Origin of the sequence: Microbacterium sp. Beta (genome assembly GCF_005502545.1) — a bacterium.
Taxonomy (GTDB): domain Bacteria; phylum Actinomycetota; class Actinomycetes; order Actinomycetales; family Microbacteriaceae; genus Microbacterium; species Microbacterium oxydans.
This window is the reverse complement of the sequence record NZ_SCOG01000017.1, coordinates 62,775-77,085: the sequence shown is the minus strand read 5'-3', so window position 1 is coordinate 77,085 and position 14,311 is coordinate 62,775. Positions and strand designations below refer to the sequence as shown.

At 68.3% G+C, this 14,311-nt stretch carries 15 protein-coding genes; 7 read left to right on the top strand and 8 right to left on the bottom strand.

Features of this window, described 5'->3' with window-relative positions; all coding sequences use genetic code 11:
* A partial coding sequence (locus FFS56_RS15060; protein ID WP_137772328.1) for a carbonic anhydrase occupies positions 1 to 600 on the top strand: 600 nt, incomplete at its 5' end.
* On the top strand, positions 597 to 1,991 hold the full coding sequence (locus tag FFS56_RS15055) for a class II fumarate hydratase (RefSeq protein ID WP_046749623.1): 1,395 nt from the start codon (positions 597 to 599) through the stop codon (positions 1,989 to 1,991). The genes FFS56_RS15060 and FFS56_RS15055, both read left to right, overlap by 4 nt.
* Before the next feature lie 169 nt (positions 1,992 to 2,160).
* On the opposite strand, the gene FFS56_RS15050 is transcribed toward FFS56_RS15055, so the two are convergent.
* From FFS56_RS15050 to FFS56_RS15035, 4 genes are all read right to left on the bottom strand, one after another.
* A complete protein-coding gene (locus FFS56_RS15050) occupies positions 2,161 to 2,763 on the bottom strand; it encodes a DUF559 domain-containing protein (RefSeq protein WP_233437305.1) in 603 nt (200 codons plus the stop codon).
* A gap of 504 nt (positions 2,764 to 3,267) precedes the next feature.
* A complete protein-coding gene (locus tag FFS56_RS15045) occupies positions 3,268 to 4,554 on the bottom strand; it encodes a PhoH family protein (protein WP_218867605.1) in 1,287 nt (428 codons plus the stop codon).
* Between the two features lie 254 nt (positions 4,555 to 4,808).
* A complete protein-coding gene (locus FFS56_RS15040; RefSeq protein WP_127012408.1) occupies positions 4,809 to 5,939 on the bottom strand; it encodes an aminotransferase class V-fold PLP-dependent enzyme in 1,131 nt (376 codons plus the stop codon).
* Positions 5,940 to 5,980: 41 nt separating this feature from the next.
* A complete protein-coding gene (locus FFS56_RS15035) occupies positions 5,981 to 6,760 on the bottom strand; it encodes an isoprenyl transferase (RefSeq protein ID WP_046749846.1) in 780 nt (259 codons plus the stop codon).
* 97 nt (positions 6,761 to 6,857) lie between these two features.
* Between FFS56_RS15035 and FFS56_RS15030 the strand changes: the two genes are divergently transcribed.
* A complete protein-coding gene (locus FFS56_RS15030) occupies positions 6,858 to 7,589 on the top strand; it encodes a hemolysin III family protein (RefSeq protein WP_046749625.1) in 732 nt (243 codons plus the stop codon).
* A gap of 7 nt (positions 7,590 to 7,596) precedes the next feature.
* Here the strand turns inward: FFS56_RS15030 and FFS56_RS15025 are convergent, their stop codons facing one another.
* Complete coding sequence (locus FFS56_RS15025; protein WP_046749626.1) at positions 7,597 to 7,890, bottom strand: hypothetical protein; 294 nt, start codon at positions 7,888 to 7,890, stop codon at positions 7,597 to 7,599.
* 67 nt (positions 7,891 to 7,957) lie between these two features.
* Between FFS56_RS15025 and FFS56_RS15020 the strand changes: the two genes are divergently transcribed.
* Together FFS56_RS15020 and greA are read left to right on the top strand one after the other, a co-directional pair.
* On the top strand, positions 7,958 to 8,344 hold the full coding sequence (locus FFS56_RS15020) for a DUF4307 domain-containing protein (RefSeq protein ID WP_046749627.1): 387 nt from the start codon (positions 7,958 to 7,960) through the stop codon (positions 8,342 to 8,344).
* A 97-nt stretch (positions 8,345 to 8,441) separates the two neighbouring features.
* On the top strand, positions 8,442 to 8,930 hold the full coding sequence (greA, locus tag FFS56_RS15015) for a transcription elongation factor GreA (RefSeq protein WP_045262727.1): 489 nt from the start codon (positions 8,442 to 8,444) through the stop codon (positions 8,928 to 8,930).
* A 70-nt stretch (positions 8,931 to 9,000) separates the two neighbouring features.
* Here greA and ilvA read toward each other — a convergent pair whose 3' ends face one another.
* Together ilvA and FFS56_RS15005 are read right to left on the bottom strand one after the other, a co-directional pair.
* Complete coding sequence (ilvA, locus tag FFS56_RS15010; RefSeq protein ID WP_046749628.1) at positions 9,001 to 10,230, bottom strand: threonine ammonia-lyase; 1,230 nt, start codon at positions 10,228 to 10,230, stop codon at positions 9,001 to 9,003.
* Complete coding sequence (locus FFS56_RS15005) at positions 10,227 to 11,423, bottom strand: AI-2E family transporter (RefSeq protein ID WP_046749629.1); 1,197 nt, start codon at positions 11,421 to 11,423, stop codon at positions 10,227 to 10,229. The genes ilvA and FFS56_RS15005 overlap by 4 nt, the downstream gene beginning before the upstream one ends.
* Positions 11,424 to 11,510: 87 nt before the next feature.
* On the opposite strand from FFS56_RS15005, the gene FFS56_RS15000 reads away from it, so the two are divergent.
* A complete protein-coding gene (locus FFS56_RS15000) occupies positions 11,511 to 12,776 on the top strand; it encodes a crosslink repair DNA glycosylase YcaQ family protein (RefSeq protein ID WP_127012409.1) in 1,266 nt (421 codons plus the stop codon).
* On the top strand, positions 12,773 to 13,699 hold the full coding sequence (locus tag FFS56_RS14995) for a hypothetical protein (RefSeq protein ID WP_127012410.1): 927 nt from the start codon (positions 12,773 to 12,775) through the stop codon (positions 13,697 to 13,699). Before FFS56_RS15000 ends, FFS56_RS14995 begins: the two co-directional genes overlap by 4 nt.
* A gap of 39 nt (positions 13,700 to 13,738) precedes the next feature.
* Here FFS56_RS14995 and FFS56_RS14990 read toward each other — a convergent pair whose 3' ends face one another.
* Positions 13,739 to 14,305, bottom strand: a complete 567-nt coding sequence (locus FFS56_RS14990; protein WP_046749632.1) for a LemA family protein — start codon at positions 14,303 to 14,305, stop codon at positions 13,739 to 13,741.
* Positions 14,306 to 14,311 lie beyond the last annotated feature (6 nt).

Genomic DNA, 14,311 nt, shown 5'->3' with positions numbered 1-14,311 from the left:
AATCAGGACGTCGCTCGCCGCAAGGACTTGACCGCGGCGCAGCACCCGGTCGCCACGCTCTTCGGATGCTCCGACTCCCGCCTGGCCGCCGAGATCATCTTCGACCTCGGGCTCGGCGACCTGTTCGTGGTGCGCAACGCCGGGCAGGTCATCGGAGAATCGATCGTCGCGAGCCTGGAATACGCCGTCGCCGTTCTCGAGGTTCCTCTGATCGTGGTGCTGGCGCATGACTCGTGCGGTGCGGTGCGCGCCGCCATCGACGGCACGGCGATCGATGCCGCTCCCCTGCCGCCGCACATCTGGAAGCTGATCGCCCCGATCGTGCCGGCCGCGCGCAAGGTGCTGGCGGCGAGCGGGGGCACCACCGTCGCCGAGATCGACTCGGAACTGGTCGGCATCGAGCACCTGCGCAACACGGTGAACGATCTGCTGCAGTCGTCCGAGATCATCAGCGATGCCGTCGCGGCTGGTCGCCTCGGCATCGTCGGCGCCAACTACCGTCTGGCCGAGGGCACCGCCGTGCCCGTGATCACGGTCGGCATCGACACCGACGACGACATCCAGGGGATCGACCCCGCAACCAAGGAGGGTTCGGAATGACCGAGCAGGACTACCGCATCGAGCACGACACCATGGGCGAGGTGCGGGTGCCCGTGAATGCGCTCTACGGCGCTCAGACGCAGCGCGCCGTGGAGAACTTCCCGATCTCGGGCAAGGGGCTGGAGTCGACGCAGATCGCCGCCCTCGCTCGCATCAAGAAGGCCGCCGCACTCGCCAACAAGGAGCTCGGCACCCTCGACGGCGCCATCGCCGACGCCATCGCCCAGGCCGCCGACCAGGTCGCTTCCGGCGCGCACGACGGTGAGTTCCCGGTCGACACCTACCAGACCGGCTCCGGCACCTCGTCGAACATGAACATGAACGAGGTGCTGGCAACGCTCGCCACGCGCATCCTCGGTTCGACCGTGCACCCCAACGACCACGTCAACGCCTCGCAGTCGTCGAACGACGTGTTCCCGACCTCGGTGCACATCGCGGTCACCCAGGCACTCATCGACACGCTCATCCCCGCACTCGACCACCTCGCCGTCGCTCTCGAGGCGAAGGCGGAGCTGTGGAAGGACGCGGTCAAGTCCGGCCGCACGCACCTCATGGATGCGACGCCCGTCACCCTTGGACAGGAGTTCGGCGGCTACGCGCGTCAGATCCGTCTGGGCATCGAGCGCGTGCAGTCGGCTCTCCCCCGCGTGGCCGAGGTCCCCCTGGGCGGCACCGCCGTCGGCACGGGCATCAACACGCCGCTGGGCTTCCCGCAGAAGGTCATCGCGCTGCTCGCGGCCGAGACCGAGCTGCCCATCACCGAAGCCAAGGACCACTTCGAGGCACAGGCGAACCGCGACGGTCTGGTCGAGGCCTCCGGTGCTCTCCGCACCATCGCGGTGTCGCTGACCAAGATCAACAACGACCTGCGCTGGATGGGGTCGGGCCCCAACACGGGCCTCGGCGAGCTGCACATCCCCGACCTGCAGCCCGGATCCTCGATCATGCCGGGCAAGGTCAACCCCGTCGTGCCCGAGGCCGTGCTCATGGTGTGCGCGCGCGTGATCGGCAACGACGCCACCGTCGCGTGGGCCGGCGCATCCGGTTCGTTCGAGCTGAACGTCGCCATCCCGGTCATGGGCACCGCGGTGCTCGAGTCGATCCGCCTGCTGTCGAACGCCTCGCGCGTGCTCGCCGACAAGACGATCGACGGTCTGCAGGCGAACGTCGAGCGGGCGGCGGCCTTCGCGGGCATGAGCCCGTCGATCGTGACGCCGCTGAACAAGCTGATCGGCTACGAGGCGGCGGCGAAGATCGCCAAGCACTCGGTCGCCAAGGGCATCACGGTGCGCGACGCCGTGATCGACCTCGGCTACGTCGAGCGCGGCGAGCTCACCCTCGAGCAGCTGGACGAGAAGCTCGACCTGCTGTCGATGACGCACGCGGGCTGACCCGCCCACGATGAAGCGGATGCCGCGAGGACTCGATCCTCGCGGCATCCTCTGTCTCCGGGCGCCGCGTCTCGGGTTCTCAGCGCAGACGCATGACCAGCCGACGATTGCATGAGCGTTCGGCGGGACGGCACCTGCATCCGGCATCGCCTCATGCAGGTGCACCAGTTCACGCACGAGCCCGAGCGAGCGCAGCCAGAATCGCTGCTGCGACCACGTCCCACGAGTACACGATCATCGAGTAGTCGAAACGGAGTGTCTCGAAGCCGAGGTCGGATGCGACTGCGTCTCGCATGAGATCGCGATGCCGTTTCGCAGCATCCTCGTGGTTGTCGCGACCGTCGGCCTCGAGGATGACGCGGCCCTCGATCACGAAGTCGACCCGCCCGACCCCGCCGACGGTCACCTGGGTGCGCACAGCCACTCCGATCAGATGGAGCCGCAGCCGCACCAGGGATTCCAAGCCGCTCTCCGCGTCCGGACGTGCGAGGTCGACGAGCCAGCGCGCCGTCGCAGGAAGGGCGGAGCGGACGTGCGCACGCGCCGCAGCAGTCAGCATCCGCTTGTTCCAGGCCGACTCGTACGCGGCGAAGAAGAACTCCTCCCCGTAACAGGCGTATGCGTGTGTCAGCGCGACCTCGATCGGCGCGATGCCGACATCCATGCGTCCGCGGGTGAAGTGGGCGACGCAGCCGCACTGCTTCGGATGATGCCGTCGCCCGCCGAGCCCCATCCAGACATGCACCTCAGCGGGAACCTTCAGCGTCCACACCTCTCGAATCCTCAAGGCGCTCCCGCAAGTGAGGGCTCCCCCGTGGGCCGCTGCTGTGACCACCTCGGTCGCGGCTCCTCGAGATGCGAACACACCAGAACGCACTCGGACGATGCGACCGGCCCTGCACTCCGCTCCCAGCCGTGAGCGTGAGCATCCGAAGCCCTGAAGCCGGGTGCCGCGTGCGACCCCTCCCAAGCGTCCGAGGAGCATATTGACGTCGATCATCGTTCGATTCTGGGGGCCCACGCCCGCTCGGCCGGCCCACCTTCACGCGATCGGTGAACATGAGCGCAGAATAGGCCGCTGTGCAGTCCGACTGACCTGCTCCCCCCTCTCACCCGCATGACCATCCGACGATCGCATGACCAGGAACGGCGAATCATCATGCAAGCGGACGGGGTTCATGCACGCGGACGGGGTTTATGCGATCGGGGGCTGCACCGAGACCAAGAAGCGGATGCCGCGAGGACCGAGCCCTCGCGGCATCCGCTGTTTCCGTCGTCAGCTGAGCTCTCCACCCTCCAGGAGCTCGGTGACGAGGGCTGCGATGGCCGAACGCTCCGACCGCGTCAGGGTCACGTGTCCGAAGAGATCATGTCCCTTCAGGGTCTCGATCACGCTGGCGATGCCGTCATGACGACCCACGCGGAGGTTGTCACGCTGACCGACGTCATGGGTGAGGATGACGCGCGAGTTCTGTCCCATGCGGCTCAGCACCGTCAGGAGCACGTTCCGCTCGAGCGACTGGGCCTCGTCGACGATCACGAACGCGTCGTGCAGGGACCTTCCGCGAATGTGGGTGAGCGGGAGCACCTCGAGCAGGCCGCGCTCGACGACCTCCTCGATGACGTTGCCCGACACCACCGAACCCAGCGTGTCGAACACCGCCTGACCCCAGGGCCCCATCTTCTCGCCCTGGTCGCCCGGGAGGTAGCCGAGCTCCTGCCCACCGACCGCGAACAGGGGCCGGAACACGATGATCTTCTTCTGCTGCTGCCGCTCGAGCACCGCTTCGAGTCCTGCGCACAGCGCGAGCGCCGACTTGCCGGTGCCCGCACGCCCGCCGAGCGAGACGATGCCCACCTCTTGGTCGAGGAGCAGATCGATCGCTATGCGCTGCTCCGCGGAGCGGCCGTGCATGCCGAAGATGTCCCGGTCGCCGCGCACGAGCCGGTACTCGCCGTCTCCCGTGACGCGACCGAGCGCCGACCCGCGCTCGGAGTGGATGATCAGGCCGGTGTTCACCGGGAGCCCCCGAGCCTGCTCGCTGATGCCGACCTCGCTCTCGTACAGGTCGCTGATGTCGTCACCGGAGAGGTCGAGAGTCGAGATCCCGGTCCACCCCGAGTCCACCGCCTGCTCGGCGAGGTACTCCTCGGCGCGCAGACCGAGAGAGGCGGCCTTGACGCGCATCGGCAGGTCCTTCGACACGATCGTGACGTCCTGGCCGTCCTGTGCGAGATGCATGGCGACGGAGAGGATCCGGGTGTCGTTGTCGCTGAGGCGGATGCCCGCGGGAAGCACCGAGGAGTCGGTGTTCGCGAGTTCGACCCGGAGGGTCCCGCCCTCGCCCACCTCGACGGGGAAGTCGAGACGCCCGTGCTCGATGCGCAGATCGTCGAGGTGGCGAAGGGCCTGTCGCGCGAAGTAGCCGATCTCCGGATCGTGGCGTTTGCCCTCGAGCTCCGTGATCACGACGACGGGGAGGACGACCGAGTGCTCGGCGAACCGGAAGAACGCCTGCGGATCGCTCAGCAGCACGGACGTGTCGAGGACATACGTGCGCAGATCCTGATCCGGATCGGCGGAGGATGCTCGTCTCGTCGTCTTACGGGTGGACTGCTGCGCGGTGCTGGTGGCCTGCTGCGCTGTACGTGTGGTCACGACCCACTCCCGACCCGGGGAATCCCGGTAGTTCGAACGGGTCGACCAGGGGGTCACGAGTCGTCAACCTGAGGCCGACCCGACCGGGCGCCTTGCCCGATGCCTAGAACGTACGACTGTGCGGACGATTAACCCGAACTCGACACGCCAGCGATTCGTTACGCGCTGATGAACGTCTCGTTGCCGAACGCACGCAGGGTGTCGTCGAGGAGCTCGAAGCTCGCGGCATCCGTACCTGCGTGGGGAGCGATGCGCACCGCCGCACCCCGCGCCGTCACGACGATCCCGGCGTTCGCGAGCGCGGCGGCCAGGCGCCCGGGTTCCGCCGGAGCGAGAGACACGATGCCGGCACGCTGATGGCGCTCACGCGGGGAGCTCACCTCGATGCCGTGACGGTCGGCGATCTCGATCACGGTGTCGACGTTCTCGGCCAACCGTGCCTCGACGGCGGCGACACCGGCGTCGCGGACATCCCGCACCCCGATCGCGAGTCGCCCTGCCGCAAGCGTGTCCGGCTGGCTGACGGTGAAGGCGCGCGCGGACGGAGCGGGTGCCGGCAGCTCGTCGACGAACAGACCGGGAGACGTCGTACCGGTGATCCCGGACAGCACCGGGGCGATGCGCTCCCGTGCGCGCGGGGAGAACCACCCGAACGCACTGCCGCGGCCGGCGCGCAACCACTTGTAGCCGTGCCCTACCACCACGTCCGCCGCAGAGTAGTCGGTATCGATCACCCCGAACGACTGGACGGCATCGACGATGAGCAGCCGATCGGAACCGATCGCCTCGCGGAGAGCGGCGAGATCGGTGCGGAAGCCGGTGCGGAAGTCGACGTGGCTCACAGCGAGTGCGACGACATCGTCGTCGAGGGCATCGGTCACCGCATCAGGGGTCACGCGGCCGTCACCGGGCGTAATCCAGCGCGGCGTGACGGCGCACTGCGATGCCGTCGACGCGCGCTCCACCGTCAGGCTCACGCTCGGGAACTCGGCGGTGCTCGCGATCACTCCCCCGGTGAGACCGAACAGCGCGTGCATGAGCCCGTGCGTCGAAGACGGCTGCAGCGTGACGTCGGCCGCATCGGCGCCCAGCAGCTCGGCGACGAGTTCCTGTGCCTGGCCGATGCGCTCTCCGACGAGAGCGAGTGAGGAGGGCCGCCCGCTTGCCAGCAGGTCGGCATCGGCGAAGACCTCTTCCCGGACGGACGGCGACAGCGGCCCGAAGGCGGCCCAGTTCAAGTAGCCGGACTCGTTGTCGAAGGAGTCGACATAGTCCTGGAAAGTGCTCACTGCGTCATTGTGGCACGGCTCCGCTCGGACCCGTCGCCGCGTCAGCGCCCGAAGCGCCTGTCCCGATCGGCATAGTCCCGGATCGCACGCAGGAAGTCGACCTGGCGGAGGTCCGGCCCCAGCGCCTCCACGAAGTAGAACTCGCTGTGCGCACTCTGCCAGAGGAGGAAATCGCTCAGCCGCTGCTCTCCACTCGTGCGGATCACGAGATCGGGGTCGGGCTGTCCCCCGGTGTACAGGTGCTCGCCGATCATCTCGGGCGTGAGGTGGGCTGCGAGGTCTTCGAGCGTGCCGCCTGACGCCTCGTGCTTCGCGATGATGCTCCGTACCGCATCGACGATCTCGTTGCGCCCGCCGTACCCGACCGCGAGGTTCACGTGCAGCCCGGTGTGATCCTTCGTGCGCTGCTCCGCGTCGGAGAGCACTCGCGCGAGCTCGGCGGGGAGGATGTCGGAGCGGCCGACGTGCTTCACCCGCCAGTTCCCCTCCAGGGACAGCGCCTCCGCCAGCTCCGCGATGATCTCGATGAGGTCGGCGAGCTCCGCGGAATCCCGCTTCCTCAGATTGTCGCTCGAGAGGAGGTAGAGCGAGACGACCCGCACACCGAGCTCGTCGCACCACTCCAGGAACTCGCGCATCTTCGCCGCACCCGCCCGGTGTCCCTCCGCGGGCGTGTCCAACCCGAGCTGACGGGCCCACCGGCGATTGCCGTCGATCATCATCGCGACGTGGTGCGGCACACGAGCCGGATCGAGGTGACGACGCAGCCGACTCGTGTAGAGCCGGTACAGCGGCCCGCGTACCGGGCTCTCGCGTGGAATCACCCACCTACGCTACCGTGCCGCGGCCGTCCGCACCGTGTGGGAACGCTGGATATATGTGCCGTGAGCGGTATGCGGGGCCGCCTAGAGTGAGCACGTGAGCACTCCCGAGCACTCCGGTCCCGACGTCCCTCAGCTGCCCCTTCTGGACGCAGCCGCCGCGGATGCGGCCACCGACGTGAAACCGACCTGGCGAGGGTGGATCCACGCCGGCACCTTCCCGGTCGCCGTGGTCGCCGGAATCGTCCTGATCGTCGTGGCCGAGGGAGCCGCGGCGAAGTGGGCCTCCGCTGTGTTCATGCTCACGTCGCTGCTGCTCTTCGGCAACTCCGCGCTCTACCACCGCATCGACTGGAGTCCGAAGGTGAAGGTGATGCTCAAGCGCATCGACCACGCCAACATCCTGCTGCTCATCGCCGGTACCTATACGCCTCTGGCCGTGCTGGCGCTGCCACCGCAGAAGGGCATCCTGCTGCTCTGCCTGGTCTGGGGCGGCACCCTCGTCGGCATCCTCTTCCGCGTCTTCTGGATCAATGCGCCGCGTTGGCTCTACGTGGCCCTCTACCTGCTGCTGGGCTGGGCCGCCGTGATGTACATCGTCGATCTGATGAACGCGAACGTCGCGATGATGGTGTTGGTGATCGTCGGCGGTCTGCTCTACACGGGCGGCGCGATCGTCTACGCGCTCAAGAAGCCGAACCCCTGGTCGGGCCATTTCGGGTTCCACGAGATCTTCCACGTGTGCACGGTTCTCGCGTTCCTGTGCCACTGGACGGCGTGCCTGCTGATCGCGCTGGCGCCGCTTTCTCCCTCGCTGGGTGCGCCGTGACGCACGGTCAGCGCGTGGGCGAGTCGTCTTCGGGAGCGTCGGGCCGGTCCGAGGTCGACGGCTCCGCACCGGGGGCGGCCGTGCCGTCGGCGTGACGCGCCGCCTCTTCGGCATCCAGCTCGTCGCGCACCTCTTCGCGGTAGCGGACACGGCGGATGCGACGGTTCATGTCCCAGATCAAGAGGATGACCGCGATCACGACCACGACGATCGCGGCGAAGCCCACGAACCCCGGGGTGACCGAAACCGGATCGACGGTCATGCTCGGCGTCGGCATCGGGGTCTCGGACAGAGAGAACATGAATCGGCCTTTCGTACGCAGGTCGCATAACCTGGTAACACCAGCCTAACGACCGGAAGACTCCCCTGTGACGACCGCACGAGACCTCGACGAACGCTATGGCCGAACCCGACGGCGGCGCACGCCCTGGATCGTCGGCGGCGCGGTCGCCGTGATCCTGCTCGGCGCGTTCGGCTGGATGACCGTCGCTCAGTCGATGGCGTCCGTCGACGCCGACGATCTGGGCTTCGAACTCGTCGACGAGCACTCGGTGAACATCACCTTCCAGGTCACCGGAGTGCAGGGCAAGAACGTCGTGTGCGCCGTCGAAGCCCTGGACGAGGAGTTCGGCGTCGTCGGCTGGAAGATCGTCGAGATCGAAGCAGGAGACAGCCACTCGCAGGCGCGTTCGGTCACCATCCCGACCGTCGCGGAAGCCACGACAGGTTTGGTGAACGCCTGCTGGGTCGCCTAGACTCGTGCCAGACAGACGACGCCCCGGCACCGTGCCGGGGCGTCTTGGCATATCCCCCGCAGCATGCCGGAGGGATCCCGAAAGAAGGAGCTTCGTCATGTCCACCGATGCTCAGGTTCCCTTCCTCACGCAGGAAGCGTACGACCGGCTCGTCGCCGAGCTGGAGCACCTGTCCACTGTCGGCCGCGACGAGATCGCCAAGCGCATCGAGGCGGCCCGCGAAGAGGGCGACCTCAAGGAGAACGGCGGGTACCACGCCGCGAAGGACGAGCAGGGCAAGCAGGAGGCCCGCATCCGCACTCTGGAGGGTCTGCTGAAGACCGCCAAGGTGGGCGAGGCTCCCGCCAGCCGCGGGATCGTCGAGCCCGGAACCGTCGTCACGGCCCTCGTCGCCGGCGGCGAAGAGGTCTTCCTCCTCGGCAGCCGCGAGATCGCCGCAGGCAGCGACCTCGACGTGTACAGCGAGGCCAGCCCCCTCGGCCAGGCCATCCTCGGCCTCAAGGTCGGCGAGAAGTCGTCCTACGAGGCTCCCAACGGTCGCGACATCAGCGTCGAGATCGTGAACGTCGAGACCTACACCGGCTGAGACGCCAGACGGAAGCGCCCCCTCCTCCGCTCGGACGAGGGGGCGCTTCCGTATGCGCGATCGGTCGTGCTCAATCCGGGACGAGGATCGGCTCGAAGCCGGCCAGACGCAGAGTGTCGAGCGTGTGCTCGGAGTGCTCGGGACCGCGGGTCTCGACGCTGAGTTCGAGGATCACCTCGCTGATCTGCAGCCCGTGCCCGTGACGCGTGTGCATGGCCTCGATCACGTTCGCTCCGGCCTCCGCGATCAGCTCGGACACGCGGGCGAGCTGGCCGGGCCGGTCGGGCAGCGGGATGCGGATCGTGAGGTATCGACCGGACGCGGCGAGTCCGTGCGAGACGACCCGCTGCAGCAGGAGCGGGTCGATGTTCCCACCTGACAGCACGGCCATGGTGGTCCCCGTCGCGGTGACCTTGCCGGCGAGGATGGCTGCGACGCCCGCGGCGCCCGCGGGCTCGACCACGACCTTCGCCTGCTCGAGGAGGATGAGGATGGCTCGCGCCAGATCATCGTCCGAGACCGTGACCACCTCGTCGACGAGGTCCTTGATGATGTCGAACGGGATCGCACCGGGGCGCGCGACCAGGATGCCGTCGGCGATGGTCGGCCTCGTCACGATGTCGACGGGCTCTCCCGCCTCGAGCGATGGCGGCACGGCGGCGGCGTTCTCCGCCTGCACGCCGATGATCCTGACCGAGCGTCCGAGCTCGGCGGCACGGGCCTTGACAGCTGCGGCGACCCCGGCGATGAGACCTCCACCGCCGATGCCGAGCACGACGGTGTCGACCTCGGGCGCATCCTCCAGGAGCTCGAGCCCGAGCGTGCCCTGCCCGATCACGACGTCGCGGTGATCGAACGGGTGGATCAGCACCGCGCCGGTGCGCTCGGAGAACTCGGCGGCGAGACGCAGCGATGTCGCCACCGTCTCCCCCTCCAGCACCACTTCCGCTCCGTAGCCGCGAGTGGCGAGCAGCTTCGGCACCGGCACACCCAGAGGCATGAAGATCGTCGCGGGGATCCCGAGCGCTTGGGCGGCGAGGGCAACCCCCTGGGCATGGTTGCCGGCGGAGGCCGCGACCACTCCCCTGGCGCGCTCCTCGGCGCTCAGCTTGGACAGCCGGTAGGCCGCCCCGCGGATCTTGAAGGAGCCCGTGCGCTGGAGATTCTCCATCTTGAGCAGGACGGGTGCCCCGAGGATGTCGGAGAGGGCCCGCGACGGCAGCGATGGCGTGTGCGAGATCACCTCAGCCAGACTCTGAGCGGCGTGCTCGAACTCGGTCAGGCTGGGGACTGCGCTCATCGATTCCTCCGTCTCCGCTCGCGCGGAACTGTGCTCCAGATCAGATCCCCGCTCGGTCCGACGCCGGTGCGCCAGGAACCCGAGCTGATGGTCACGGCGGCGACGTTGACGAACGCCGCCAACGGGACCGCGAACAGGGCGCCGGGGATTCCGGCGATCATCGCTCCTCCGGCCACGACGAGCACGACGGCGAGCGGGTGTACCTTGACCGCGGAACCCATCATGATCGGCTGCAGGATGTGTCCCTCGATCTGCTGGACCGCCAGCACCACGACGAGCATCCACAGAGCGATCCACGGCCCGTTGTAGACGAGGGCGAGGAAGACGGCGACCGCGCCGGTCACCACGGCACCGACGATCGGGATGAAGGAGCCCAGGAACACGAGCACCGCCACAGGGAGCGCGAGCGGAACCTGCAGCAGGAAGGCGCCGAGGCCGATGCCGATCGCATCGATGGTGGCCACGAAAAGCTGCGTGCGCGCGTAGTTGACGATCGTCGTCCAACCGTTGCGGGCGGCGCCGTCGACGGCCGGACGGGCGCGACGCGGGAAGATCTTGAGGGTCCAGCGCCAGATCCCGGCTCCATCGGCCAGCAGGCAGATGAGGATGAAGAGTGCGAGCAGGGCGCCCGTGGCGACGTGACCGACGGTCGTGCCGATCGCGAGTGCGCCCGTCCAGAGCACCTGTGCCTGTTCGCTGATGAGGTCGAGACCCTGCTGGAGGTAGTCGGCGATCTGGGTGTCCGAGAGATTCAGCGGCCCGTCGTGCAGCCACACCTGGAACTGATCGAACGCCTCGGTCGACCGCTCCTGCACGTCGGGAAGCTGGGCGCGCACCTGCCAGACGACGAGCCACATCAGCCCGGTGACGATGGCGGCCGTCCCGATGAGCGAGATGGCGATCGCCAGCCATCGCGGGAGGCCGCGTCGCAGCATCCACGAGAACGCGGGCCACAGCAGCGCCGTGATGAGGATGCCGACCATGAGGGGGATGACCAGGAGCTTGAGCAGCATCACGAGCCAGATGAAGACGCCGATCGCAGCGGCGATGATCAGCAGCCGCCAGGCGTAGCTCGCGGTGATCCGCAACGGCAGGGGCACGGTCTCGTCGGCCTCGGTCGTCACGGTGCGGTCGGTGGAGACCGGGCGTGGACGGAAGAGATCACGCAGCCGGGGTCGCTGGTCGTCGCTCATCGCCCAAGTCTAAGGTCATGCCGTATGCCCTCGAACGCATCTTTCCGAGCGCGGAGCGATGTCGGCGCGCGGCGCTACCCTGGCGAGGTGACAGACACCCTCAGCTCGACCCAGGCACGTCGCATCGCGCTGGCCGCTCAGGGATTCACCCGAGCACGACCGGCGACGGTCGCGGGGCGGCACGTGCACCGGGTCATGGACCGGCTCGGAGTCCTGCAGATCGACTCCGTGAACGTGTTCGCGCGATCGCACTACCTCCCGCTGTTCTCACGGCTCGGCGCGTACGACCCCGCGCTGCTCGACCGCATCTTCCTCTCCCGCACGACGCACTACGTCGAGTACCTCGCCCACGAGGCCACTTTCATCCCTGTCGAGGACTGGCCGTTGTGGCGCTTCCGCATGGACGACTTCCGCCGGCGCTGGGCGGGGGAGGACTCGTGGATGAGCAGCAACGCCCGCACCGTGCAGTGGGTGACGGACGAGCTGCGTGCGCGCGGCCCGCTGCGACCGGCCGACCTCCGCGAAGACGCACCGCGGGAGCGCGGCACCTGGTGGGACTGGGACGATGTGAAACTCGCGCTCGAGCACCTGTGGCGCACCGGTGACGTCGCGATCAGCGGGCGTCGCGGATTCGAGCGCACGTACGCGCTGGCGGAGCATGTCATTCCCGACACCATCCGCTCACGGGAGGTGTCCCGCGCCGAGGCCATCCTCGAGCTGAGCCGGCGCGCGGCGCGATCGAGTGGCGTCGCCACACAGTCGGATCTCGCCGACTACTACCGCATTCGCGACCGCGCCGCAGTCGCCCGCTCGATCGCCCAGCTCGTGGATTCGGGTGAGCTGATCCCGGTGAAGGTGCGGGGTTGGGAACGTGGCGGGCGCCCGCTCCCGGCCTGGCGGCATCAGGATGCGGTGCTGCCGCGCAGAGTGGATACGGCGGCGATCCTGACGCCGTTCGACCCGGTGGTGTGGTTCCGGGACCGGGCCCTCCGTGCATTCGACCTCGACTATCGCATCGAGATCTACGTGCCGGCCGAGAAGCGGCGATTCGGCTACTACTCCCTGCCTGTGCTCGTCGGCGACCGCATCGTCGCACGGGTGGACCTCAAGGCCGATCGGACCACATCGACTCTGCAGGTGCAATCCGCGTGGTGGGAGCCGCAGGCGCGTCCCGGCGACGCGGAGCCGATCGCCCGGGAACTCGCACTCGCCGCCGCCTGGCAGGGTCTGGAGAACATCTCGGTGTCCGGTTGGGGTGACGCCACGGCGGCGCTTCACACCGCCCTGGCCGCGGGCACGGGAACAGGTCCGGCCGTGCGCCGCCATCTGCATCCCCGAGAGAGTCCCGCATGAACAAGGAGTCCCGCAGGAGCAGAGTGCGGCGGCGCTGGGTGATCAGCGGCGCGGTCGTCGTCGTCCTCCTCGCCGCAGGGGTGTGGATCTGGCAATCCTCCGCGCGGTCGACCACCCCGGAGGAAGCGGCACTCGAGTACCTGCAAGCCCTGGAGTCCGGCGATGCCGATACCGTGCGGGCCACCGGGATCGTGGTCACGGAGGCCGCACTCGACGCCTTCGACGCCGCGAGCGCGCTGGTGCGAGACCCCGAGGTCACGCGCGTGCGACACAGCAACGGCAGCACGTCGGCGGCGGTGGAGGTGTCGTTCGAGCTCGATGGAGATGCCCACGACGCAGTGCTCGCGCTCGACATGGTCGACGGCCGCTGGCGTGTCGACTCCTCGGGGCTCGGCAGGGTGACCCTCGACTCGACCATCGGTGCTTCCGTCGCGATCGGCACCACCGCTGTCCCCACGGGCGAAGCGGTCGCTCTCCTCCCCGCGCTGTACACGGTCTCTGCGATGCCGGCGACGCTGCTCGAAGGCGAGAGCGCTGTGACGGTCATGCCTGCCGTCGAGGTCACGACCGTGGTCGATGCCACGCTGCGCCCGGAGGCGACGGCGGTCGCCCAAGACCACGTGGACGACATCGTCGAAGCGTGCACCGTCCCCGGGACCGAGACGCCGGACGGTTGCGGACTGCGCATCCCCTGGGGAACGGAGTTCCGTGATGTCGACGGGTTCCGCTACCGGGTCGAGGAGGCTCCCGCCGTCACTCTCACCCCGGCAGGCTTCACCGCGGACGGCGGGGTGCTGGTCGTCACCGTGACGGGGACCGGCGCAGACGGCGCCGGGCTGACGACGACGTATCGCACGGACTCCTGGACGCTTCGCGGCGACGTGTCCTTCACCGCCGACGACCTCATGCTCTCACCGTGGTGACGAACGCCGTCGCCGAACCGTGCGTCAGAAGTGCACGCGTCAGAACTGCACGCGGGGAGGCTCCGAGATGGCGCTGCTGTCGGCGACCTCGAAGAACTCGCGCTCGGTGAACCCCAGCCCCTTGGCGAACAGGTTGTTGGGGAAGACCTTGATCTTGGTGTTGAGCTCGCGCACGCCGCCGTTGTAGAACCGACGCGCCGCCTGGATCTTGTCCTCGGTGTCGACCAGGGCCTGCTGCACCTGGAGGAAGTTGGTGCTCGCCTGCAGCTGCGGATACGCCTCAGCGACCGCGAACAGGCTGCGCAGAGCCTGCTGCAGGTGCCCCTCGGCGATACCGGCTTCTCCGGGCCCTCCCGCCGACAGCGTCTCGGCACGCGCACGGGTGACGTTCTCGAAGACCGCCTTCTCGTGCGAGGCGTAGCCCTTCACCGTCTCGATGAGGTTGGGGATGAGGTCGGCTCGTCGCTTGAGCTGCACGGTGATGCCGCTCCACGCCTCGTCGACGCGCACATTCAGCTGCACCAGCGAGTTGTACGTGGCCCACAGATAGATGCCGACGAGCAGGATCACTCCGACAACGATCAGTACCGGCACGAGCCATTCCATCAGAGG